Origin of the sequence: Kitasatospora sp. NPDC101157 (assembly GCF_044768255.1) — a bacterium.
In the GTDB taxonomy this organism is placed as follows: Bacteria; Actinomycetota; Actinomycetes; order Streptomycetales; family Streptomycetaceae; genus Kitasatospora.
The window spans coordinates 234,674-258,909 of the sequence record NZ_JBIWPL010000010.1; the positions used below are offsets into that span (position 1 = coordinate 234,674).

The window sequence follows — 24,236 nt, forward strand, 5'->3', positions numbered from 1 at the left end:
AGCGGAGACGTGCCCGGGCCGCGGGCTGCAGGCCGTGCGCCGCGGGCCGCCCGGGGGGCCCGCCGAGGCCCGGGCGGCCCGGACGCTACTGGGCGGCCGCTGCGGCGAGCGGTGTCGCGGGGAGGGGTGTCCCGGCGAGGGGCGTGCCGGTACTCGGTGCCGTGACGAAGACGGTCCTGGCAGGACCGGCCCCGTCGATCCCGTCAGCGCCACCGGCCCTGCCGGCCCCACCGGCCGCTGTTCGCAAGGGCCTTGGCGGCGCCGGCGCGACCGCCGGTCCGCCGTTCACGCCCGGGCCCGTCCCCGGGCCCGCCGCGTCGCCCGTGCGCAGGTCGCCGCCCGCCCCGGCCCCCGGTTCCCTGCGCGCCCCTGCGGCCGGGAGGCCGTCGGCGATCGCGGCAAACTCGCCTGATCGGTTTCGGACACCGAACCCCGCTCCGGATGCCGAGGCGGCCGCCGTCCCCGCATTCAGAGCAACGGGCGCATTCGGGCTCTCCGGGGCGGCCGCCGCCGGACGTACGCCGGACCGCGCGCCGAGCGGCGCCGCCGCGCGCACCGGTGCCCCCGTCGCCTGTGGCCGACCTGTTCCGCCCGCGCGGACCGCTGGGCGGACCGCCGGGAGCGCCCCTGACCGGACCGCCGTCACGGTTCCCGGGAGGACCGTCGGAAGGGCCCCCGGCCGGACGCCGGGGCGGGCCGACGGCGCGTTGCGCGCGGCCAGCACCAGGCCGACGGCCTCCGGCAGGCCGGCAGCCTTCAGCGTCGGCCGGTAGCCGCTCTCCGCCCACGGCCGGCCGTGGTGGAGCCAGACGCTGTGCAGCCCGGTCAGTTCGGCCCCGGCGATGTCGGCGGGCGCGTGGTCCCCGACCATCCAGGTGTGCGCCGCCCAGTCCCCGACCGGTCGGATGCCGCACCGCTGGGCGGCAATCTCGAAGATCAGCGGGTCCGGCTTGACGCAGTCGGCCTCTTCCGAGATCACCCAGCCGTCGACCAGTGGCCCCAGCCCGGTGCGCCGGATCTTCTCCAACTGCGGTCGGGTGCCGCCGTTGGAGACGATCCCGAGGGTCCACCCGGCCGCCCGCGCCGTCCGCAGCGCCTCGATGTGGCGGGGCGGGCAGTGGATGTGGGAGTTGATGCCGCGTCGGAAGTGCGCCAGCAGGAAGTCGACCGACGCGTCCAGACCGTAGCGGCGCCGGACGGCGGACAGTACGGTGCTGCGCGGCACGTAGCCGCCGCCGTCAAGGGTGACGAACCAGTCGAGGTCGCCGGGCGGTAGGTGGTGTTCGGACAGGAAGTCCTGCGCCCAGGCCCGGAAGGCGGCGTCCCGGGGAAGCAGCGTGTTGTCGAGGTCGAACAGGAGCAGGGGCATGCCGAGCATGGTGCCAGCGGCCACGCCTATGCACCTGGCAAATGCCAGAGCGCGTCGCGAAGCCGCGCGAAGTGGCTGAAAGGGCCCCGACGAAGGATCGGCGGCGTGGGACCGGAGGGACGGAAGTGCAGGTCGGGGCTCGCGGGGCGTGACGGTTCGCGACGTCCCGCAACGGATCGTCGCCGATCCATGACAGTCCGGTCACGGTGTCCCGTGGGCCTGTTGCGCCACCCGGTCCGCTCAGTCAAGCTCCTTAGAACCTCCGTTCTGGAGGGGGCGCGACTGCCTGCGGACAGGGCGCACTGCCACGGCGTGCGCATCCCCCTTTCGCGGGAACAACGTCGCTCCGGGGCTTCGCCGCTGGGCTGGGCTCCGCGCCCGTCGTACTCTGAAAGGAACAGGTCACATACGGTGCTGCGCGGCGCAGACCGACGTCATCCCGTGGGCGGGCCTGCTGCCCGGGCAGCGTTGTCCTCTCCTGTCGGCCCCTCTCCCTCGAAGAGCCGTGAGCCATGGCTGGTTTTGAGTCCTCCCGACCGGTCGAACCGGATGCGTCCGGCAACGCGGGCCCAGGGCCCGAGGGAGATGGCGCCCGCACGAACCCCAGAGCCGGTGACTTCGCGCGTGCTCTGCGCGGCCTCCGCCGCGGCAGCCTCTCCCGGCGCGACCGCCCAGGGCCCCGCCAGCGGCGTGACGGGCACCAGGCCGGCCCCGCGGAGCCTCCGGTGACGGGCGGCCGTCCCGGCCCCGGTGCCGAGCGTCCGGACACGGACGCCGGCTCGATCGGCGGGCACACCGAGTCGTCGGCGGAGGAGACGCCCGGGCGCTCCCTCGACCCGGTGTTCCAGCACGGCGTCGTGGTCGGCTTCGACGGCTCGCTGTCGAGCGAGCGCGCCCTCGCCTACGCGGTCGGCATGGCCCGCCGGTCGCAGTGCGGCCTGGTGATCGTGCACGTCGCCAACCGGCTCCCCGCCACGGTCTGGGCGGGCTGCGAACCTCCTGTTTTCGTCGACCTCCCGGACCACCGGACGGAGGTCCTCGGACTGGAACTCGCCTGCGCGGACTTCCTCGCGGGGGTGCCGTGGATCCTGATCGAGCGCGGCGGTGACATCTGCCACGAGATCGAGGAGGTCGGCCGTGAGTACGCCGCCGACGCGATCGTCGTCGGCACGACGCACGGCCTGCTCGGCAAGATCTTCGGCTCGGTCTCCGGGCGGCTGGCGCGACGGGCCAACCGCCCGGTGATCGTGATCCCTTGAGGGTCTCCGCTCCGCAACCTCGGCCGCGGGCCGGTGAGTTGGCCCGGTGGGCCCGGCTCAGGAGGTGACCGTCAGGAAGTGATCGTCACGACGTTACGCCGAGCTCCCGGGCGATGAGCATGCGCTGGACTTCGGACGTGCCCTCCCCGATTTCGAGAATCTTGCAGTCGCGCCAGAAACGGGCGACCGGGAATTCGTTCATGAAGCCGTACCCGCCGTGGATCTGGGTCGCCTCGCGGGCGTTGTCGACGGCGGCCTCGGACGAGTACAGCTTCGCGATCGCGGCCTCCTTCTTGAACGGTTCGCCGTGCAGCAGCCGGGAAGCGGCGTCCCGCCAGGCCAGGCGGGAGGTGTGGGCGCGCAGCTCCATGTCGGCAAGCTTGAACTGGATGGCCTGGTTGGCACCGATCGGGCGGCCGAAGGCCCGCCGGGTGCCGGCGTACTTGACGGACTCGTCGACGCAGCCCTGGGCCAGGCCGGTGGCCAGGGCCGCGATCGCGATGCGGCCCTCGTCGAGGATCCGCAGGAACTGGGCGTAGCCTCGGCCACGCTCGCCCAGCAGGTTGGCCGCGGGAACGCGGCAGTCGGTAAAGGACAGTTCGCGGGTGTCGGATGCGTTCCACCCGACCTTCGAGTACTTCTTCGAGACCTGGAACCCCGGGGTCCCGGTGGGCACGATGATGGACGAGATCTCCCGCACGGGCGAGCGGAATTCGCCCTCTTCACTCGAACGAGCGATCGGTTCGGTGAGCGCGGTGACGGTGACCAGTCCGGTGATGTCGGTGCCCGAGTTGGTGATGAAGCACTTCGTCCCGTTGATGACCCACTCGTCGGTGGTCTCGTCGTAGCGCGCGGTGGTGCGGGTGGCGCCGGCGTCCGAGCCGCCCTCCGGCTCGGTGAGACCGAAGGCGCCGAGGAGTTCGCCGGAGGTCAGCCGGGGCAGCCACTCCCGCTTCTGCTCCTCCGTGCCGAACCGGTAGATCGGCATCGCGCCGAGCGAGACGGCGGCCTCCAGGGTGATCGCCACCGAGGAGTCCACACGGGCGAGTTCCTCCAGGGCGAGGCCGAGGGCGAAGTAGTCGCCGCCCATGCCGCCGTACTCCTCCGGGAAGGGCAGGCCGAACAGGCCCATCCGCCCCATCTCGCTGACGATCTCGTACGGGAACTCCTCCCGCTCGTAGAACTCGCCGATCTTCGGCGCCACCACGTCCTGGGCGAACTCGGCGACGGTGCGCCGCAGTTCCTCGTACTCGCTGCTGAGCCGGTGGTCGAGCATCTGATCCTCCTGGTGCCCGGCCGGGGTGGCCGCGGGCATGAACGGGATGACCGGCGTCCGTCCGAGGGTGTGACGGTCGCACGGTGTGGTTGACGGATGAACGCGGTGCGCGGCGCCGACCGGACCGAACGGGCGGCCGACGCCGGTGGGTCGGGGCGGAGCCGGTCAGCCCCTTGGGGCGCCGAGCAGCGCCTGGACGGTGCGGGAGGGGCTGGGGCGGCCGAGGCGCTCGGCCATCCAGCCGCTGGTCGCGACCAGTGCGCGCAGGTCCACGCCGGTCCGGATGCCGAGCCCGTGCAGCATCCACACCAGGTCCTCGGTGGCCAGGTTTCCGGTGGCGCTCTTCGCGTACGGGCAGCCGCCCAGGCCACCCGCCGAGGCGTCCACCGTGGTGACGCCCTCGCGCAGCGCCGCCAGGGTGTTGCTGAGTGCCTGGCCGTAGGTGTCGTGGAAGTGCACGGCGAGCCTGCCGACCGGCACGCCGGCCCGGGCGAAGCCGGCCAGCAGGTCGCCGACCTGGCCGGGGGTGGCCACGCCGATGGTGTCGCCGAGGCTCAGCTCGGCACAGCCCATCTCCAGCAGCTGGACGCCGTACCGGACCACCTGGTCGACCGGCACGGGCCCCTCCCAGGGGTCGCCGAAGCACATCGACAGGTAGCCGCGCACCGCGACCCCGGCCTCGGCGGCACGGGTGACGACCGGGCGGAACATCTCCATGGCCTCGTCCGCCGAGCGGTTGAGGTTGCGCCGGGCGAAGGTCTCGGTGGCGCTGGCGAACACCGCGATGTCGGTGGCGTGGTGGGCGAGCGCGCGGTCGAGGCCGCGCTCGTTGGGCACCAGCACCGGCAACCGCAGCCCGGCGTGGCGTTCCGGCAGGTCGGCGAGCCGGGGCATCAGCTCCTCGGCGTCGGCGAGCTGGGGTACCCATTTCGGATGAACGAAGCTGGTCGCCTCGACGGTCCGCAGGCCGACGGCGGCGAGCCGGCCGATGAACTCGGCCTTGACCTCGACGGGCACCAGGGCGCCTTCGTTCTGCAGGCCGTCGCGCGGCCCGACCTCGTGGATCCGGACCTCCTCCGGGAGGCCGGGGGCGCGGACCGGGGCGGGCAGCCCGAGGTCGAGGGCGTCGGGCTCGCGGACGGTGCCCTCCTGGGCGCCGGTGGTCGGGGCGGTGCTCTCCTGGGACGTCACGACCGCACCTCCGCGGGCTCGGCGGCCTCCGCGGCCGGGGTGACCACGACGAGCAGGTCCTCCATCGCGACGGTGGCGCCGGCGGTGGTCCGCAGCTCGGCCACCACGCCGTCGTGCGGCGCGGCGATCACGTGTTCCATCTTCATGGCCTCCAGCACGAGCAGGGGCTGGCCCTTGCGGACCGCCTCGCCCGCCGTGGTCTTGACGACCGTGACCGTGCCCGGCATCGGGGCGGTCAGGGCTCCGTGGTGGGCCGCGGCCCCGGCGGCGCTCTCGACCACCGGGTCGTAGGCGTGCATCGGCCAGGCGTCGCCCTCGATGCCGAGCCAGGTCACCGGACCGGCCGCGTGGCCGGGGGCGGCGTCGGTGGCCAGCGCGAAGGCGGTCCGCAGGCCGTCGACGGTCAGGTGCAGCCGGTCCGCCGCCAGGGTCGCACGAGCCCGGTGCACGGGGCCGGCGTCGAGCCGGAGCTCCACCTCGCGGGTGGGTTCGGGGGAATTGTCAGTGCCCTCGGTTACGTTGCCCGCAGTGATCGGACGGATGCGCACCGAGACCGGATCCTGGCCGGGGGTACGGAGTCGGTGGGTGGTCCAGGCGGGGGTGCCGCCAAGGCGCCAGCCGGAGGGGGAGGAGAACGGGTCGGTCCAGCCGCCGGGCTCGGCGGCCGGAGTGAGTTCCAGGTGCCGTGCCAGCGCGGCCGCGTAGTAGAGGAGGTGGGCCGGTGACGGGGGTTCGGTCGTCGGGGCTTCCGTCCCGTCAACGGGTGTCGCGGAGTCCGTGGCACCGGCCGTGGCGGGCGCCGGCGACGGTGCCGCGTTCGATGCTGCCGCGTTCGACGGGGAGTGGGGCGCGACGAGCAGGGCCGGCTGCTGCTGGGCCGTCTGTTCCACCAGGCCGGTGTCCAGTCGGCCGGCGACGACGTCGGGGTGGGCGAGCAGTCGGCGCAGGAAGCCGGTGTTGGTGGTGACGCCCAGGATGCGGGTGTCCGCCAGCGCGGCGCGGAGCCGGCGCAGCGCGGTCGGGCGGTCGGGCCCGTACGCGATGACCTTGGCGAGCATGGGGTCGTAGGCGCTGGTGACGACGGTTCCGGGGGCGACCCCGGAATCGACGCGGATGCCCTCGCCCCGGGGCTCGTCCAGGGTGAGGATGCGACCGCCGGTGGGCAGGAAGTCCCGTTCCGGGTCCTCGGCACAGATGCGGGCCTCGATGGCGTGGCCCAGGAAGGAGATGTCGGACTGGGTGAAGGTGAGCGGCTCGCCCGCGGCGACGCGCAGCTGCCACTCGACCAGGTCCAGTCGGGCCGCCTCCGGACCGACGGCGACGGCGAGTTCGGTGACGGGGTGTTCGACCTGGAGGCGGGTGTTCATCTCCATGAAGAAGAAGTCCCGCACCCCCTCGGAAGCGGCGGCGGGGGCGTCCGGGTCGATGCCGGGGACGATGAACTCAACGGTGCCGGCCCCGGTGTAGCCGCAGGACTCCGCGGCGCGGACGGCCGCGGCGCCCATCGCGGCGCGGGTCTCGGCATTGAGGAGAACGGAGGGAGCCTCTTCGATCAGTTTCTGGTGGCGGCGTTGGAGGCTGCACTCGCGCTCGCCGAGGTGGACGGTGGTGCCGTGGGCGTCGGCGAGCACCTGCACCTCGATGTGGCGCGGCCGGTCGACCCAGCGCTCCAGCAGCAGGGTGTCGTCGCCGAAGGCGGTCCGGGCGACGCGGCGGGCGGCGCCGATCTCGGTGGGCAGGTCGGCGGGGTCCCGCACCAGGCGCATGCCCTTGCCGCCGCCACCGGCGGAGGGCTTGAGCAGGACGGGGTAACCGATCTCGTCGGCGGCGGCGACGAGTTCCTCGTCGGTGGGCGCGGTGGCCTGGCTGCCGGGGACCACCGGGACGCCGGCGGCCCGTACGGCTTCCTTGGCGTTGATCTTGTCACCCATCAGCTCGACGGCACCGGGAGGTGGTCCGATGAAGACGAGGCCCGCGTCGGCGCAGGCGCGGGCGAAGCCGGGGTTCTCGGCGAGGAAGCCGTAGCCGGGGTGGACGGCCTGGGCGCCGGTGCGCCGGGCGGCGGCGAGGATCTGGTCGGTGCGCAGGTAGGTCTCGGCCGCCGAGTTGTCGCTGCGGTCGGCCGGGCCGAGGCGGACCGCCACGTCGGCCTCGCGGACGTGGGGTGCGTCGGCGTCCGCGTCGCTGAACACGGCGACCGAGCGGACACCGAGCCGCCGCAGGGTGCGGATCACCCGCAGCGCGATCTCGCCGCGGTTGGCGACCAGAACTGTGTCGAACATGGGAGGCGTTCCTCCGGGTCGAGGGGAGCCGTAAGAAAGGGGAGCCGCCAGAAGGCGGTGGCGGTGGGCGGTCGGGGTGCCGGTCCTCGGACCGGCACCCCGGGAGTCACACCCGGAAGAAAGGGGTCACGGAGCGGGGTCGCGCCGGAGCTGTCTCGGGGCGGAGCTGGTGACGGTCGGCAACGACCGGCGTGCGGCGTCACATGCGGAAGACGCCGTACGGAGCGGGCGGTGCCAGCGGGGCGTTGGCACAGGCGGTGAGGGCGAGACCGACGACGGTGCGGGTGTCCATCGGGTCGATCACGCCGTCGTCCCAGAGCCGTGCGGTGGCGTAGTAGGCGTTGCCCTGCCGCTCGTACTGCTCGCGGACCGGGCGCTTGAACTCCTCCTCCGCCTCGGTCGGCCACTCCTCGCCGTGCGCCTCCAGCTGGTCGCGGCGGACGGTGGCCAGTACGGAGGCCGCCTGCTCGCCGCCCATCACGGAGATCTTGGCGCCCGGCCACATCCACAGGAAGCGAGGTGAGTAGGCCCGGCCGCACATCGAGTAGTTGCCGGCTCCGTACGAGCCGCCGATCACCACGGTCAGCTTCGGGACCCGGGTGCAGGCGACGGCGTTGACCATCTTGGCGCCGTGCTTGGCGATGCCGCCCGCCTCGTACTGCCGACCGACCATGAAACCGGTGATGTTCTGCAGGAAGAGGAGGGGGATGCCGCGCTGGTCGCACAACTCGATGAAGTGGGCGCCCTTGACGGCCGACTCGGAGAACAGCACGCCGTTGTTGGCGACGATGCCGACGGGGTGGCCGTGGATCCGGGCGAAGCCGGTGACCAGGGTCGCGCCGTACTCGGCCTTGAACTCGGCGAAGCGGCTGCCGTCGACCAGCCGGGCGATCACCTCGCGCACGTCGTAGGGCGTGCGCGGGTCGACCGGGACGGCGCCGTACAGGCCGGCCGGGTCGACGGTCGGCGGCTCGACCGGGGTGAGCGGCCACGGCTTGGCCGCGCGCGGGCCGAGCTCGGACACGATGGTGCGGACGATGGAGAGGGCGTGGGCGTCGTCCTCGGCCAGGTGGTCCGTCACACCCGAGGTGCGGGAGTGCAGCTCGCCGCCGCCCAGTTCCTCGGCGGTGACCACCTCGCCGGTGGCGGCCTTCACCAGCGGCGGCCCGCCCAGGAAGATCGTGCCCTGGTTGCGGACGATCACCGCCTGGTCGCTCATCGCCGGGACGTACGCGCCGCCGGCCGTGCAGGAGCCCAGCACGGCGGCGATCTGCGGGATGCCCGCGGCCGAGAGCCGGGCCTGGTTGTAGAAGATCCGGCCGAAGTGGTCGCGGTCCGGGAAGACCTCGTCCTGCATCGGGAGGAAGGCGCCGCCGGAGTCCACCAGGTAGATGCAGGGGAGGCGGTTCTCCAGCGCGACCTCCTGGGCGCGCAGGTGCTTCTTCACCGTCATCGGGTAGTAGGTGCCGCCCTTGACGGTGGCGTCGTTGGCGACCACCACCACCTCGCGTCCGGCGACCCGGCCGATGCCGGCGATCACCCCGGCCGCGGGCGCCGCCCCGTCGTACATCCCGTCGGCGGCCAGCGGGGCCAGCTCCAGGAACGGCGAGGCCGGGTCGAGCAGGGTGTCCACCCGGTCGCGGGGGAGGAGCTTGCCGCGCGACGTGTGCCGGGCGCGAGCCTTGGCGCCCCCGCCGAGGGCGGCGGCGTCGAGCTTGGCGCGCAGTTCGGCGACCAGCGCCTGGTGCGCTTCGGTGTTGGCCCGGTAGGCCGCCGAGCCCGGGTCGGCGGAGGTGCCGAGCCTGGGCGCCGGAGCGGCCGCTGCCGGCGCTGCGGCACCGGGTGCCGTCGCCGTGCCGGTCACTGCGTTGAGCCGGGCGCCGGTGGGTGCGCCGGTGGTTGAGATGACCATTCCCAAGAGCTCCCTTGCCCTCGGCAGCAGGTGGGCGGGCCGAGTGCGGTTCGCCCGTGATGCCCACGTTAATTAACGTTAACTTACGCGGCCAGGTTAACGGCCGATAACCCGACTGTCTACGATGGGCAGCATGCCGAACGTCCCCGCAGCCTCCGCGCTCCCACGCCGTGACCAGATCCGCCGGGAGGCCGCGCGACTGTTCGCCGCCCGGGGCTTCCTCGGTGTGGGCGTGGACGAGATCGGCAAGGCCGTCGGGATCAGCGGCCCCGGCCTCTATCGCCATTTCGCCGGCAAGGACGCGATGCTGGCCGACCTGCTGATCGGTATCAGTGAGCGTCTGCTGGAGGAGGGGCGCCGCCGGGCGGGCGGCGGTGACGGTCCGGCCGCCGCGCTGGACGCGCTGATCAGCGGTCACGTCGACTTCGCCCTGAACGACCGCGACCTGATCACCCTGCACGACCGCGAACTGCTGAACCTCAAGGAGGAGGACCGGCGCACGGTCCGCCGGCTCCAGCGCGGCTACGTGGAGCTGTGGGTGGACGTGGTCCGGCAGGCCCACCCGTCGCTCGCCGCCCCCGCGGCCGAGCCGATGGCTCGGGCTGCCGTGCACGCGGTCTTCGGCCTGATCAACTCGACCCCGCACAGCCTCGGCCCGAACCCGGCCCACGGTGAGCGCTCCGGACTTCAGCGCGACGGCATGGCCGCGCTGCTGCACACCCTCGCCCACGGCGCCTTCGCGGCGGCCGCCGACTCCGCGGCCACCGAGTCCGCGGCCACCGGCCCGGCCGCTGCGGACTCCGCCTGAGGTCGATCGCCGTGGGTGTCGGGCGCTCCGATCACTGGGAGTGCCCCGAGCGCTGGGAGTGCCCCGAGCGCTGGGAGTGCCCCGACCGCGGGGAGTGCCCCGATCGCGGGGAGTGCTCCGATCGCCGTGGACGCCCCGAGTGCACCGGCCCGGCCCGTCGGCGGCCCTAGGCCAAAAGGACGGCGTCGGCCCGCCCCCGGGCCGTTGGGCAGGCGGCGAGTGTTCGGCGACCCTTGGAGACAGGGCGGGCCGCCGAGTCGTAGCTGTGTTCGACTGGGAATCACCGCAGGCGGCAGGCTGTTGCCCCATCCGCCGGACCGGACGATCCGGGCCGCCCCGGAACCAGCCCCGACCGCCTCGGGCGGCCGGAAAAGCCATGGCGGCCACCCGACGAAATGGTTAGCATCCCTAAATATGCCCGAGACTCACGGATCCATGGTGGAGCAATCCCCGAGCGGCTCACCGGCCCCCGGCCCCGACCCGGAGGGCCCCGGCGAGAGCCCGCAGGCCACTGACGCGCGCCCCGAGCAGAACGAGAACGCGAAGCAGAACGAGAACGCGAAGCCGAGCGAGAACGCGAAGCCGGCCGCGAGAGCGGAGCAGACGACGAGAGCGGAGCCGGCCGAGAAGGCCGAGGCCGACGGCTGGCTGCGCCGCCTGATCGGCTACAGCTGGCGGTCCCGCCGCAGCCTGCTGCTCGCCTTCGGCGCCTCGTTGCTCGGCATGGCCGTCACCGCGCTGGTGCCGCTGGTCACCAAGCTGATCATCGACGATGTCATCGTCGCCCACACCCGCTCGCTGACCCCGTGGGCCGTGGTGCTGCTGCTCGCCGCCGTCGTGGTCTTCGGCAGCACCCAGGTCCGTCGCTACTACGGCGGCCGGCTCGCCCTCGACGTCCAGCACGACATGCGCAGCGACCTGTTCCGCTCGCTCGGCCGACTGGACGGCCACCGCCAGGACCGCCTGGACACCGGGCAGGTGGTCGGGCGTGCGACCTCCGACCTCCAGTTGATCAACGGCCTGCTCTCGATGCTGCCGATGATGACCGGCTACCTGCTGATGTTCGTGATGTCGATCGGCGTGATGGTCTGGCTGTCCGCGCCGTTGACCCTGATCGCCCTGGTCATGGCCCCGGCGCTGTGGTGGGTCAGCGTGCTCAGCCGCAAGCGCCTGTTCCCGGCCACCTGGGCCGCCCAACAGGAGGCCGCCGCTGTCGCGGGCGTGGTGGACGGTGCGATCGGCGGCGTCCGGGTGGTCAAGGGCTTCGGCCAGGAGGCGCAGGAGCAGGACAAGCTGGAGCGGGCCTCCCACAACCTGTTCGCCGCCCGGCTCCGGTCGATACGCCTGAACGCCCGCTACAACCCGGCGATGCAGGCGATCCCGGCCCTCGCCCAGGTCGCTGTGCTGGCCTTCGGCGGCTGGCTGGCCGTCGACGGGCGGGTCTCGCTCGGGACCTTCGTCGCCTTCTCCACCTACGTCGCCCAGATGACCGGTCCGGTGCGAATGCTGACCATGGTGATCACGGTCGGCCAGCAGGCCCGGGCGGGCGTCGAGCGCGTGCTGCAACTGATCGACGAGCGCCCGCTGGTCCAGGAGCGTCCGGACGCCCTCAGCCTGGACCTCACCCAGGACGGCAGCGCCTTCGCCGACGCCCCGAGCGGCGGCTCGACCGGTCCTCGCACCCCCGACGTCGCCCTGGAGTTTGACCAGGTCGAGTTCCGCTACGACCCCGAGCACCCCGCCCCGGTCCTGCACGGCCTCAGCCTGAAGCTGGCCCCGGGCGAAACCCTCGCTCTCGTCGGCGCGTCCGGCTCCGGAAAGTCGACGGTGGCCCAGCTGGTGCCACGCTTCTACGACCCGGCGGCCGGCACCGTCCGCCTCTACGGCCACGACCTGCGCGACCTCACCCTGGACTCGGTCCGCGCGGCGGTCGGCATCGTTCCCGAGGAGAGCTTCCTCTTCTCCGAGTCGGTCCGCACCAACATCGCCTACGGCCGTCCGGACGCCACCGACGAGCAGATCGTCGCCGCCGCGCGCGCCGCCCAGGCCGACGAGTTCGTCCGCGCGCTGCCGGACGGTTACGAGACGAAGGTCGGCGAGCAGGGCCTGACCCTGTCCGGCGGTCAGCGCCAGCGCATCGCCCTGGCCCGGGCGATCCTCACCGACCCCCGGATCCTGCTCCTGGACGACGCCACCTCGGCCGTCGACCCGCAGGTGGAGGCGGAGATCCACGACGCGCTGCGCTCCGTGATGACCGGCCGCACCACCCTGCTGATCGCCCACCGCCGCTCGACCCTCCAGCTCGCCGACCGGATCGCCGTCCTGGACCGCGGCCGGCTGCTGGACCTCGGCACGCACGAGGAACTCGAAGCCCGATGTCCCCAGTACCGGGCCCTGATCACCGACCCCGAGGCCGGCCGGACCTCCGAGCCGCAGAGTCCGCCGGCCGAACAGCCCGCGCCGCAGCCCGCGCCCCAATCCGCGCCGCAATCCGAGCCCCAACCCGCTCAACAGTCCGCGCAAGGCGACCAGCCCGTGCCGGGCGACGAGCCCGTCCGGGACGGACAGCCCGGGCAGCGCACCCCCGAGCTCCCCACCCCCGCCCTCGCCAAGGCGGCCCGCACCGCCGACCCCGACCTGCTGGCCAAGGTCGCCGACCTCCCGCCGGCCACCGACGCCCCCGCCGTGCCCCGCGCCGAGGCCGAGGCCGGTGACCCCGACTTCAGCCTCGGCCGGCTGCTGCGCCCCTTCCGCGTCCCGCTGCTGATCGCCCTCCTGCTGGTCACCCTGGACGCGGGCGCCGGGCTGGTGCTTCCGGTGCTGATCCGGCACGGCATCGACGAGGGCGTCCGCAAGGGCCTGATGTCCGGCGTCGCGGTGGCATCGATCGCCGCGCTGGTCGTCGTCCTGCTGGACTGGCTGGTGCAGAGCGCCGAGAACCGGGTCAGCGGCCGTACCGGTGAGCGCGTGCTGTACACCCTCCGGCTCAAGATCTTCGCCCACCTCAACCGGCTCGGTCTGGACTACTACGAGCGCGAGCTGACCGGCCGGATCATGACCCGGATGACCACCGACCTGGACTCGCTGACCTCCTTCCTGCAGACCGGCATGGTCACCGCCGTGGTCAGCCTGCTGACCTTCGCCGGAATCTTCGTGGCCCTGCTGATCATCGACGCCGGCCTGGCGCTGGTGGTCTTCGCCGTGCTGCCGCTGCTGGTGATCGCGACCCTGGTGTTCCGGAAGAAGTCCAAGGACCAGTACGAACGCTCCCGGGACCTGATCAGCACGGTCAACGCCGACCTGCAGGAGAACGTGGCCGGCATGCGGATCGTCCAGGCCTTCCGCCGTCTGGACACCAACACCGACCGCTTCGTGGCGCGCGGGATCGCCTACCGCGAGGCCCGGGTCCGCGCCCAGCTCTACATCTCGCTGTACTTCCCGTTCGTCCAGTTCCTCTCCAGCGTGGCGGCCGCACTGGTGCTGATCGTCGGCGCCTCCCGGGTCGACGCGGGAACGCTGACGGTCGGCGCGCTGGTTGCGTACCTGCTCTACATCGACCTGTTCTTCGCCCCGGTGAACCAGCTCTCCCAGGTGTTCGACGGCTACCAGCAGGCCTCGGTCGGCCTCGGCCGGATCCGCGAACTGCTGCGCACCCCGACCACCACCGCGGAGGCGGCCGAGCCGGTCCCGGTGACCGGGGCGCTGCGCGGAGAGATCAGCTTCGAGGGCGTCGGCTTCGCCTACAACGGCGGTGCGGACGGTGCCCCGGACGTGCTGAGCGGCATCGACCTGCGGATACCCGCCGGTCAGACGGTGGCGCTGGTCGGTGAGACCGGCGCGGGCAAGTCGACGCTGGTCAAGCTGGTCGCCCGGTTCTACGACGCCACCGAGGGCACCGTCCGGGTGGACGGCGTGGACCTCACCCGCTACGACCTGGCCCAGTACCGCCACCGCCTCGGTGTGGTGCCCCAGGAGGCGTACCTGTTCGCGGGCACGGTCCGCGATGCGATCGCTTACGGCCGGCCGGACGCCTCGGCGGCCGAGGTGGAGGCAGCGGCCCGGGCGGTCGGGGCGCACGACATGATCGTCCGGCTGTCGGGCGGGTACGACCACGAGGTCGCGGGCCGTGGGCGAAACCTTTCGGCGGGCCAGCGCCAGCTGATCGCACTGGCCCGGGCCGAACTGGTCGACCCGGACATCCTGCTGCTGGACGAGGCCACCGCGGCGCTCGACCTGGCCACCGAGGCCGCGGTCAACCAGGCCGCCGACCGGCTCAGCGGCGGTCGCACCACCCTGGTCATCGCCCACCGTCTGACCACCGCCGAACGCGCCGACCGGGTGGTCGTGCTGGACCACGGCCGGGTGGTCGAGGACGGTACCCACACCGATCTGCTCGCCCTGGGCGGTACGTACACCCGGCTCTGGCAGGCGTTCATCGCGGACGGCCACCCCGCACCGGCCGAGACGGTCGCCGCCGGGTAGCCCCCGGCCGCTGCCGGGCAGGGTCCGCCGGGCCGGCGGGCGGAGCGTCGAACGACGGACCGCCCGCCGGACCCCGCCGACCCGCCGGGTCGCCGCGCCGCTCCGTCAGGCGGCGATCAACGAGGCCAGCAGCCCCGAGGCGTCGATGCCGCGCGGCAGGTCACTCACCTGGCCGTCCCCGACCTCCACCACCCGCCAGCCGGACCCGTCGGCCCGGCTGGCGAGGTCCGTGGTGACGAAGCGGCAGCCGAGTCTTCGTACCAGCGCGGACACCTCGGTGAGGTCGGGCTCGACGTGGACGTGCGGGGCGTCCGGGTGCGGCCCGACCAGGACCGGCCGGCCGTCCAGCCACCACACCCGTGCCTCCACCGCCCGCCGCTCGCCGCCCACGACACCTGCGCCGCCCACGCCGGCCACTTCGCCCACGCCGGCCACGGCATCGCCGCGCTCCTCATCAGGCCCGTCAGGCCCGTCAGGCCCGTCGGGACCGCCAGGACCGTCAGGACCGTCCGCCCGCGCGAACTCCTCGTACCGGCGCAGTACCACCCCGCCGGCCAGGAACTCGCCCTGCAGCTCGACGAACCGCCCGACCACCCGGCCGACGGCCGCCAGGTCGGCCAACTCGGGTACGTAACAGGCCTCGTGCCACTCGTGCTTGCGCGACTTCACGTAGTCCTTGACGATCGCCGGCCCGCTCCCGCCGAGCCGGGCCACGGCCTCCGCCAGTTCCGCCCGCGTGGGCGGCACCGCCCCGGCGGTCGGGATCCAGACACTGGGAGGGGTGGCTCCCTCGAACACCCCGTACCAGCCGGGCAGTTCGTGCGCCGCCGCGTAACCGGGCGGGCTGGTCAGCAGGTTGCCGCCGCGGGCGGTGAGCGCGGTGGCGAACTCGGCGTACCGGACGGAGGGGAGCATCCAGCCCCGGTACCAGAGCGGTCCGGTGCCCAGGGGCACCCGCCGGACCGCCTCCTCGGCGCGCCCGGCGAGCAGCGCGTCGTGGTCGGCCAGGACGAGTTCGCCGCCCAACTCCCGTACCAGCCTGGCTTCCCAGGCGAAGTGCGGATCGGGTCGACGGGGGTTGAGCGGATCTGTGGGGAAGAGGAGCGAGGGTACGGGCATGGCGGTCAGGGTACGGGTAGCGGGCCGCCCGCGACTGCGGATCGACGCAGGCCGGGGGCCCGGAAGCGGCTCAAGTCGGGGCCCGGGCCGGGAATCCGGTCGACGCCCCGGTCGGGCGCTGCCAGAGTGTCCCGATGCGAAGACTGCTGCGACCGCGCAAACGAGTTCCCCGCCGGGCCGCCCGTACGGTGGTCCTGGACCGGAACGGCTCGGTGTTCCTGCTCCGTTCGGACAACGACGAGGTCGGCGTCCACTGGACCATGCCCGGTGGCGGGCTGGAGCCGGGCGAGACCCCTCAGCTCGGTGCCAGGCGCGAACTGTGGGAGGAGACCGGCTGGACCGACCTCGAACCCGGCCCCCTGCTGTGCACCTGGGAACACGACTTCACCTGGCACGGGACCCCGGTCCGCCAGCACGAGCACATCTACCTGACCACCGGACCGCACCGCGGTCCGGTCGGCGACGTCAGCGCGGTGCACGCCGAGGACCGGATCCTCGACTGGCGCTGGTGGACCCCGGCCGACCTCGCCGACGGGAACGCCGACGCGCTCTGGCCGCCCAGTCTCCCGGAGTTGCTGGACACGGTCCGCACGGGCTGGGCGGTCGACGGACGCCCGCCGGTGCCCGTCGACCTCGGCTACATCCCGAACTCGCCCTGACGGGCCGGGCGCCGGGCCACGGCGCGCCGGGCCCTAGCCTCGTCCGGCGCGCCGTGGCCGCCCGGTCGGGGCGGCCGTACCGGTCGGGCCGGGCTCCCAGCCGTGCAGGTCCAACTCCCGGTCGTGCAGGGCCCACGGGTTCATCCGTACCGTCAGCCGGGCGCCGGTCAGCTGCTCGACGGTGAGGCCGGTCTCTTCGACCAGCTGCTCGGTCGACACCGAGACGGCGATGGCGGGACGCCAGGACGGCAGCACCACCAGGCTGGTCCCGCGCCCGACCCGGACCGGCTCCGCCGCCACCCGGACCGGCGTCCGCTCCTCCGGGCGGCCGACGGCCTCCGGCTGGACCGGGCTCCCGCCGATCAGGATGCCGAGCGGCGGGACGGCCCGGGGCTCCTCGGCCCCGCCGACCACCAGGGCCCAGGCGTCCGCATCCGTCCATGCCTCCGCACCGGCCGCGGGAAGCGTGTGGTCGGCGACCTCCCGCGTTGCACCGGCCGGTTCACCCGAGCGCCCCGCACCGCGCGCCTCCGCCCCGGTCAGGTCGGCGGCGGCCGTCTCCCGTGCGGCCGCCCCCTGCCCGGTCCGCTCGGCCCGGGGGTGCATCCGGCGCAGTCGACGGGAGGGGGACGGGCGCCGCGAGCTCAGGCCCCGCACCCCCTCGCGCGCCGATTCGCGCGCCGATTCGTGCTGCGGTTGACGAGACGACTCGCTCGCCGAACGCGGCACCGGCGCAGGCCGGTTGCCCTCGGACGCCACCGCCTGCTGGAGCCGGACGAACCCCGGCCCGCCCCCGTCGAGGAGGGCACCGGCGGCGCCGTCCCCGTCCTCCTCCCCAGGCTCACCGAGCAGCGCCCGTACCTCCTCCACCGACCGGCGGCACGCCGCGGCCAGCTCGGCGAGCGAGCGCCCTTCGGCGCGCGCGGCCCGCAGCCGGTCGGCGAACGCCGCCCGGAGCCGGTCCACCGCCACACTGCTGTGCACCGCCACACTGCCGTGCGCCGTCGCACCGCCGTCCGCCGGAGCACGGCGGAGCTGCGCCTCGACGTCCTCCGGGGTGCGCGGCTGCGGCACCGTGTCCTGGCGGGCGGGTGCACCGGCCGGTCCGGCCGGGCCGCCCTCGGTCACCACCGCGATCGAGCAGATCGGCGTCCCTGGAGCCACCGGGTCGGACGGGTCGGACGGGTCGGACGGGTCGACTGTCAAGGCCGACCCCGCCGAAGCGACCGGGTCGGACGGGCCGGGCACGGCGGGGTCGGTGGAGCTGGGGTGGAGCGAGGTCATCGGCGGGCCCTTCGGGGGATGGTCCCGATGATCCTCCCGCACCGCGCGACCAGCTCCAAGCGCCATTCCCGGGCGTGTGCCCGCGAGTACGGTCGGTTCACCACGCCCGCCACGGAGGCCGACGGATCCCCCGACCGGCGCGTCGGCTCAACTCCTGGGTGCCACGAAGCCCTTGAGGTCGGCGAGTACCGAGTTGGCCGCCGTGACGCCGAGCCCCAGGAACCAGGTCTCGTCCGAAACCGGCCGGGCCTGACCGGACTTGACCGCACCGAGCGTCTTCCAGAGCGCCCCGCCGAGCACCGCGTCCTGGCTGGTCGAACTGGGGCTGCCGTACACGCCGTAGAAGATCCAGTCGGCGTCCGCCTTGTCGATCTGCTCCGGACTGACCTCCACCGCGAGTTCCTTGACCTGTTCGATCTTCGGTTGCGGCAGCGGCACGTCGGTGAGGACGGTGCCGATGAAGGACAGCTCGGCGTAGAGCCTGGTCCGGCCGGGCATGAAGCGCAGCGGCGTGATGGTGGGCCGCTTGTCGCCGAGCCCGGCGCCGATGGCGGCGGCGGCCGCCTGGTACGCGTCCAGCTGCGCCTTGGCCTCGGCCTGCAGGCCGAAGGGGCTGGCGTTGAGCAGGAAGTTCTGCTTCCAGGGGTAGCCGGGCCGCAGTGAGAAGACGGTCGGCGCGATCTTCGACAGCTGGGCGTACTGGTCCTGGGCGCGCAGTTGGCTGCCGAGGATCAGGTCGGGCTTGAGCGCGGCGACCGCCTCCAGATTGAGGCTGCTGATGGTGCCGACGGCGGCCGGGCTGCCCGCCTTGTCCCTGAGATAGGAGGGCAGGGACCTGGAGGCGTCGGTGTGGACGACGCCGACCGGCTGGATGCCGAGCGAGACGACGTTGTCGAGCTCGCCGGTGTCCAGCACCACGACCCGGGTGGGCCTGGCGGGGATGGCGGTCTCGCCCATGGCGTGCCTGACGGTGCGCGGGTAGACACCGGGGGCGGCGTCGGTGCCGAAGCCCTTCATCTTCTCGATCACGGTGGCGTAGTCGTCGCCGCCCTGCTTGACCGACTTCTGGTCGGGGGAGGAGCCGCCACCCGGCTTCGAGCCGCTGCCGCCCGTACCGCCACCGCCTCCGCCTCCGTTCCCGCCTCCTCCGGAGCTGCCGCAGGCGGTGAGCAGTCCGCCCAGCCCGAGCACGGCGGCGCCGGCCACGCCGGCCGTGAGGAAGCGGCGGCGGCCGGCGTGGCCGGCGTTGGCAGCAGCGCGGGCGGTGGGGGTCTGGCCGTCGGAGTCGGGGGCCACGCGACGCTCCTTCACGAGTCGGGACCGACGACCGAGGGGATCGGCGCCGGAAGTCAAGGTTAGGTGAGGCAAACCTATCTCGCCTGTCATCGGGCCATCCGGGCAGGGGTGATCGCCAAAGGGTGCAAAAGTTATCTCCAGTGCACAAAATCACCAAGAGTTGGTCTATTCAACCTTCTGTATCCGTCTTAGAGTGCGCTGGTGTTTGATCAGCAGCTCTCAGAGCACACAAGCAGCGACCGGGCAACGGCGCCCGGCGCTCCGCAGGGTGCCCCGGTCAGTGGCACCAGTGGTGGCGTTCCCGATCCGGGGGCGGCTGGGGGAGCGGGGGACAAGGGCCTACGGGGAAACTCGGTCGGCCTGCTGGGCAGCGTGGTGCTGGGCGTCTCCACGGTCGCCCCGGTCTACTGCCTGACGGCGACGCTCGGACCGACGGTCACCGCGGTCGGTGTCCAGATGCCGGCGGTGTTCCTGGCGGGCTTCCTGCCGATGCTGCTCGTGGCGTTCGCCTACAAGGAGCTGAACAGGGACTTCCCCGACTGCGGGACGTCCTTCACCTGGACGGTCAAGGCCTTCGGCCCCCGGGTCGGCTGGATGGCCGGCTGGGGACTGACCGTCGCGACCATCATCGTGCTCTCCAACCTGGCCGGGGTGGCCACGGACTTCCTCTACCTGATGCTCGGTGAGGTGACCGGCAGCGGCTGGGTCGGCGAGCTCGACCAGAACAAGGCCGTCCACCTGCTCACCGTCGTCCTGCTGATCGCCGGCGCCACCGCGATGAGCTATCGGGGGATGACGGCCACCAAGTGGTTCCAGTACGGCCTGGTCGGCCTCCAGCTGGCGGTGTTGCTGCTCTTCTCGGCCATCGCCGTCGGCAAGGCCGCCGCGGGTGACCTGCCCGACTCGATCGGCTTCTCCCTCTCCTGGCTCGACCCGCTCCATGTCAGCTCGTTCAGCGCGTTCACCGCCGGGCTGTCGCTGTCGATCTTCATGTACTGGGGGTGGGACACCTGCCTCACCATGAACGAGGAGACCCTCGGCAGCGCCAAGACCCCGGGCCGGGCCGCGATGATCTCCATGGTCACCCTGGTCGGCTCGTACCTGCTGGTCGCGATCGCCGCCCAGATGTTCGCCGGCGTCGGCAGCAGCGGCAATGGCCTCGGCAACCCGGCGACCGCCGACAACGTCTTCGCCGCGCTCGCCCGCCCGGTGCTCGGCTCGCCGTGGAGCGTCCTGCTCTTCCTGGCCGTCGTCGCCAGCGCCGCCGCGAGCCTGCAGACCACCTTCATCCCGGTCGCCCGCACCCTGCTCGCGATGAGCGCCTACCGCGCGGTGCCGCCGCGCTTCGGTGCCGTCCACCCGCGCTTCCGCACACCCGGCTACGCCACCGTCGCGGCCGGTCTGGCGACTGCCGTCTTCTACGTCGGCATGAGCCTGATCAGCGAGAACGTGGTTCAGGACACCATCCTGGCGCTCGGTCTGATGATCTGCTTCTACTACGCGCTGACCGCCTTCTCCTGCGTCTGGTACTTCCGCCGCTCGCTCCGCGGCAGCCTGCGCGATCTGCTGCTCAAGGGCGCCGCCCCGCTGTCCGGCGGCCTCCTGCTGAGCGCCGTCTTCCTGCAGACCCTCACCGACGCCTGGTCCCCCGACTACGGCAGCGGCGCGGTGTTCGGCATCGGCTCGGTGTTCGTGATCGGCGTCGGCATCCTGCTGCTCGGCGCCGGACTGATGACCTGGTACGGCCTGGTACGGCCGGAGTTCTTCCGCGGTGAGACGCTGCGCAAGGAAACCCCCGCCCTGGTGATGGAGGACTGACGCTATCGTTGGAGCCATGAAGCGCTTCGTGGGCCTGTGCTGGTGGCCGTCCTAGGACGGCCACCACACCTGCCTGACCAGGGCCGTCCGGGATGGACGGCCCTGTTGCGTTTCCCCACGGGACGGGCCCGCGCCCCGGACGGCCGCCACCACCGCCGTACCGAGGGAGAAACCCGATGACCGTCACCGCCCACGCCACCGCCGTCAAACCGACCACCGACGAACCGACCGCCCCCGACGAACCGACCGCCGCTGCCGTCCTGACGGCAGCCGACCTGGGCACCGACCCGGGCGCCCACCGCGTCCTCACCGGCGACCGCCCCACCGGACCGCTCCACCTCGGCCACTACTTCGGCACCCTGCAGAACCGGGTCCGGCTCCAGGACCACGGCGTCGAGATGTTCGTCCTGGTCGCCGACTACCAGGTCATCACCGACCGCGACCTCGCCGACCGGCTCGCCGAACACACCGAGAACCTGGTCCTGGACTACCTCGCGGCCGGCCTCGACCCCGAGCGGGCCACGATCTTCGCGCACAGTGCTGTCCCCGCCCTCAACCAACTGCTGCTGCCCTTCCTCAGCCTCGTCAGCGTCGCCGAACTGAGCCGCAACCCCACCGTCAAGGACGAGATCGCCCACTCCAGCCAGGCCGCCGTCAACGGACTGATGTTCACCTACCCCGTGCACCAGGCCGCCGACATCCTCTTCTGCAAGGCCGACCTCGTCCCGGTCGGCCAGGACCAGCTGCCCCACCTGGAGGTCGCCCGCACCGTCGCCCGCCGCTTCAACGAGCGCTACCCGCACGCCGACGGCAGCGGCGTCTTCCCCCGTCCCCGGGCGCTGCTCTCCGACGCCCCAATGCTGCTCGGTACCGACGGCGGAAAGATGAGCAAGAGCCGCGGCAACGCCGTGGCCCTCGGAGCCGACGACGACGAGACCGCACGGGTGATCCGCGGCGCCAAGACCGACGCCGACCGCCGCATCACCTACGACCCGACCGGCCGCCCCGAGGTCTCCGGCCTCGTCCTGCTCGCCGCGCTCTGCCAGGACCGCGCCCCGGAGGCGATCGCCGAGGAGATCGGCGACGGCGGTGCGGCCGCCCTCAAGCGCACCGTCACCGAGTCCGTCAACGAGTACTTCCGCCCACTGCGCGCACGGCGCGCAGAACTCGCCGCCGACCGCGGCCACCTGCGGCAGGTGCTGCGCGCCGGTGCCGAGCGGGCCAACGCCATCGCCGACGCCACCCTCGCCGAGGTGCGGGACGTGATGGGCGCGATCTGAAGGGCGCTCAACCCGCCCGGACCCTCCTGGAGTCCGCCCACCCGGGGACATCGGCCGGTCGACCCGCGGGCATATCGTTCACCGGGCGGCCTCGACCACAGTCTGAGGCCGCCCGCCGCCCGCCCCTCCCCCGAAAGGCCCGGTCCATGGACCAGCAACCCACCACGCCCGGCCAGGGACTGACCCGCCCGCCGCAGCTGCGCCCCGGCGACCACATCGCCGTCGTCGCCCCCAGCGGCCCGATCGACCCCGAGCGCCTCACCGCCGGCTGCGCGATCCTCCGCTCCTGGGGCCTGCGCGTCACCGTTGCCCCGCACGTCCTCGACACCCACCCCACCCTCGGCTACCTGGCCGGCACCGACGCCGACCGCGCCGCCGACCTCCAGGGCGCCTGGCTCGACCCGACCGTCGACGCCGTCATATGCGCCCGTGGCGGCTACGGCGTCCACCGCATCGTCGACCTGCTCGACTGGACCGCGATGCGTGCCGCCCGGCCCAAGCCCTTCATCGGCTTCAGCGACGTCAGCTCCCTCCACGAGGCCTTCGCCCAGCGCCTGGGCCTCGCCACCCTGTACGGCCCGCTGGCCTCCGGCTCGTCCTTCGTGGACGACGGCCCCACCGCCGAACACCTGCGCCGGACCCTCTTCGAGCCCGCCGCCACCACCGTCCTCACCTCGCCCACCGCCACCGCCCTCGTTCCCGGCCGCGCCCACGGGATCACCGCCGGAGGCTGCGTCCACGTCCTGGCCGCAGAGCGCGGCACGCCCGCCGCCCGTCCCTCCTTCGCGGGCAGCATCCTGATCCTCGAAGACGTGAACGAGCACCCGTACCAGCTCGACCGCCTGCTCACCCAGTTCCTGCGCTCCGGCGCCCTCGACGGTGTGGCCGGGATAGCCCTCGGCTCCTGGGAGGGCTGCGGCCGGCCGGAACGGGTCCGGGACGTGATGCTCGACCGCCTCGGCGGGCTCGGTGTGCCCGTGATCTGGGAGCTGGGCTTCGGGCACTGCCCGTCCACCCTCACCGTTCCGCTCGGCGTCCCGGCCCTGCTCGACGCCGACGCCGGCACCCTCACCCTGGACCTGCCCGGCCTCGTCCCCGCTCCCGCCCCGGCTCCTCGGGTCGGCTGAGCCGGCCGTCGGGCCGGGGCGAGTGAGTAGGGTGCCGCCATGAACGAGGACCGCCTCACCGCCCTTGCCCTCGGACTCCTCCGCGGCCCGGGCAGCAACGCCCGTACGATCCTCGGACTTGCCGGCCCGCCCGGAGCCGGCAAGTCCACCCTGGCCCGCCACCTCGTCGCCGAGGTCGAACGCGTCGAAGGCCCCGGCACGGCCGCCTACCTCCCCCTCGACGGCTTCCACCTCTCGGCCGCCCAGCTCGACCGTCTCGGTCTGACCCACCGCAAGGGCGCCCCGGCCACCTTCGACGCCCACGGCTACGTCGCCCTGCTGCGCCGGGTCGCCGCCGACCGCTTCCAGGACATCTACGTCCCCGACTTCGACCGCACCCTGGACGAGCCGGTCGCCGCCCGCCACGTCGTCCGCCCGCACACCCGGCTGGTCATCACCGAGGGCAACTACCTCGCCTCCGACGAGACGCCCTGGCCGGACGCCCGCCGACTGCTGCGCGAACTCTGGTACGTCGACACCGAGGACACCGTCCGCCACGAACGCCTGCTCCGCCGCCACCGCGACGGGGGCCGAGACGAGGCCACCGCCCTGCACTGGGTCACCGCCAACGACCACCCCAACGGCGAGTACGTGAAGCAGGGCCGGGTGCTCTGCACCCGGACCGTCCCCGGAACCGGTTTGCCTCAGGCGCCGCAGGGGGGTAGTGTTTACTAGTCGCTCGGCAGGGAGCACCGGACACGCATCGGCGCGGACGGTCCCGGGGCGGCCAATCCTCTGAAACACCACTTCCGGTTCTCACCGGCTGTTTCGCTTTTCGCGTCCCGGCTCGGTGCTTATTCGGCGTGTGCGTTTTATCGGATTGCGGCCGGACTCGGCTGGATTCGCTTTTCGGAGCGGGGATCGGCTAGAGTTTGGAACGTCGGACGGGGCGTCAAGCACCGGAAGACACCGGCGAGTTGGATGAGGAAGCCCCGGAAAACGGAGCGGAAAACATCTGATAAGCTGGAAACACGAAAGAACGAAGCGCCCGGAGGGCCCGCTGGAAGGCGGTCCGAAGGAAGCGTCCGTTCCTTG

Annotated in this window: 16 protein-coding genes; 8 read left to right on the top strand and 8 right to left on the bottom strand. The window is 73.0% G+C overall.

Annotation, left to right across the window (positions count from 1 at the left end; translation table 11 throughout):
• Window positions 1-85: 85 nt before the first annotated feature.
• A complete protein-coding gene (locus ACIRVF_RS21975; protein ID WP_402820161.1) occupies window positions 86-1,369 on the bottom strand; it encodes an HAD-IA family hydrolase in 1,284 nt (427 codons plus the stop codon).
• A 782-nt stretch (window positions 1,370-2,151) separates the two neighbouring features.
• Between ACIRVF_RS21975 and ACIRVF_RS21980 the strand changes: the two genes are divergently transcribed.
• Window positions 2,152-2,628 (top strand): universal stress protein, encoded by a 477-nt coding sequence (locus ACIRVF_RS21980; protein WP_402820248.1) that lies wholly within the window; start codon window positions 2,152-2,154, stop codon window positions 2,626-2,628.
• Window positions 2,629-2,713: 85 nt separating this feature from the next.
• On the opposite strand, the gene ACIRVF_RS21985 is transcribed toward ACIRVF_RS21980, so the two are convergent.
• The 4 genes from ACIRVF_RS21985 to ACIRVF_RS22000 all read right to left on the bottom strand — a co-directional run bounded on the left by ACIRVF_RS21985 (window position 2,714) and on the right by ACIRVF_RS22000 (window position 9,289).
• Window positions 2,714-3,904: an acyl-CoA dehydrogenase family protein gene (locus tag ACIRVF_RS21985; protein WP_380420718.1), complete on the bottom strand. Its 1,191-nt coding sequence runs from the start codon at window positions 3,902-3,904 to the stop codon at window positions 2,714-2,716.
• A gap of 165 nt (window positions 3,905-4,069) precedes the next feature.
• Complete coding sequence (locus ACIRVF_RS21990; protein WP_402820253.1) at window positions 4,070-5,014, bottom strand: hydroxymethylglutaryl-CoA lyase; 945 nt, start codon at window positions 5,012-5,014, stop codon at window positions 4,070-4,072.
• A 77-nt stretch (window positions 5,015-5,091) separates the two neighbouring features.
• Complete coding sequence (locus ACIRVF_RS21995) at window positions 5,092-7,377, bottom strand: biotin carboxylase N-terminal domain-containing protein (protein ID WP_402820164.1); 2,286 nt, start codon at window positions 7,375-7,377, stop codon at window positions 5,092-5,094.
• A 199-nt stretch (window positions 7,378-7,576) separates the two neighbouring features.
• On the bottom strand, window positions 7,577-9,289 hold the full coding sequence (locus tag ACIRVF_RS22000; RefSeq protein ID WP_402820167.1) for a carboxyl transferase domain-containing protein: 1,713 nt from the start codon (window positions 9,287-9,289) through the stop codon (window positions 7,577-7,579).
• A gap of 133 nt (window positions 9,290-9,422) precedes the next feature.
• Here ACIRVF_RS22000 and ACIRVF_RS22005 point away from each other — a divergent pair, with 133 nt between their 5' ends.
• Window positions 9,423-10,097 (top strand): TetR/AcrR family transcriptional regulator, encoded by a 675-nt coding sequence (locus ACIRVF_RS22005; protein ID WP_402820170.1) that lies wholly within the window; start codon window positions 9,423-9,425, stop codon window positions 10,095-10,097.
• A 414-nt stretch (window positions 10,098-10,511) separates the two neighbouring features.
• Window positions 10,512-14,579, top strand: coding sequence for an ABC transporter transmembrane domain-containing protein (locus ACIRVF_RS22010; RefSeq protein WP_402820172.1), 4,068 nt, complete (start codon window positions 10,512-10,514; stop codon window positions 14,577-14,579).
• A 105-nt stretch (window positions 14,580-14,684) separates the two neighbouring features.
• Here ACIRVF_RS22010 and ACIRVF_RS22015 read toward each other — a convergent pair whose 3' ends face one another.
• A complete protein-coding gene (locus ACIRVF_RS22015) occupies window positions 14,685-15,698 on the bottom strand; it encodes an ATP-grasp domain-containing protein (RefSeq protein WP_402820175.1) in 1,014 nt (337 codons plus the stop codon).
• 134 nt (window positions 15,699-15,832) lie between these two features.
• Here ACIRVF_RS22015 and ACIRVF_RS22020 point away from each other — a divergent pair, with 134 nt between their 5' ends.
• A complete protein-coding gene (locus tag ACIRVF_RS22020) occupies window positions 15,833-16,357 on the top strand; it encodes an NUDIX hydrolase (protein ID WP_402820178.1) in 525 nt (174 codons plus the stop codon).
• Window positions 16,358-16,390: 33 nt separating this feature from the next.
• Here the strand turns inward: ACIRVF_RS22020 and ACIRVF_RS22025 are convergent, their stop codons facing one another.
• Together ACIRVF_RS22025 and ACIRVF_RS22030 are read right to left on the bottom strand one after the other, a co-directional pair.
• Window positions 16,391-17,641: a hypothetical protein gene (locus ACIRVF_RS22025; protein WP_402820180.1), complete on the bottom strand. Its 1,251-nt coding sequence runs from the start codon at window positions 17,639-17,641 to the stop codon at window positions 16,391-16,393.
• A gap of 147 nt (window positions 17,642-17,788) precedes the next feature.
• Entirely contained in the window at window positions 17,789-18,847 is a 1,059-nt protein-coding gene (locus tag ACIRVF_RS22030) for an ABC transporter substrate-binding protein (RefSeq protein WP_402820256.1), read from the bottom strand.
• A gap of 291 nt (window positions 18,848-19,138) precedes the next feature.
• Between ACIRVF_RS22030 and ACIRVF_RS22035 the strand changes: the two genes are divergently transcribed.
• From ACIRVF_RS22035 to ACIRVF_RS22050, 4 genes are all read left to right on the top strand, one after another.
• Window positions 19,139-20,755: an APC family permease gene (locus tag ACIRVF_RS22035; RefSeq protein WP_402820183.1), complete on the top strand. Its 1,617-nt coding sequence runs from the start codon at window positions 19,139-19,141 to the stop codon at window positions 20,753-20,755.
• A gap of 176 nt (window positions 20,756-20,931) precedes the next feature.
• Complete coding sequence (gene trpS, locus ACIRVF_RS22040; protein WP_402820186.1) at window positions 20,932-22,035, top strand: tryptophan--tRNA ligase; 1,104 nt, start codon at window positions 20,932-20,934, stop codon at window positions 22,033-22,035.
• Window positions 22,036-22,181: 146 nt separating this feature from the next.
• Complete coding sequence (locus ACIRVF_RS22045; protein ID WP_402820189.1) at window positions 22,182-23,162, top strand: LD-carboxypeptidase; 981 nt, start codon at window positions 22,182-22,184, stop codon at window positions 23,160-23,162.
• A 39-nt stretch (window positions 23,163-23,201) separates the two neighbouring features.
• Complete coding sequence (locus tag ACIRVF_RS22050) at window positions 23,202-23,876, top strand: nucleoside/nucleotide kinase family protein (protein WP_402820192.1); 675 nt, start codon at window positions 23,202-23,204, stop codon at window positions 23,874-23,876.
• Window positions 23,877-24,236: the final 360 nt, after the last annotated feature.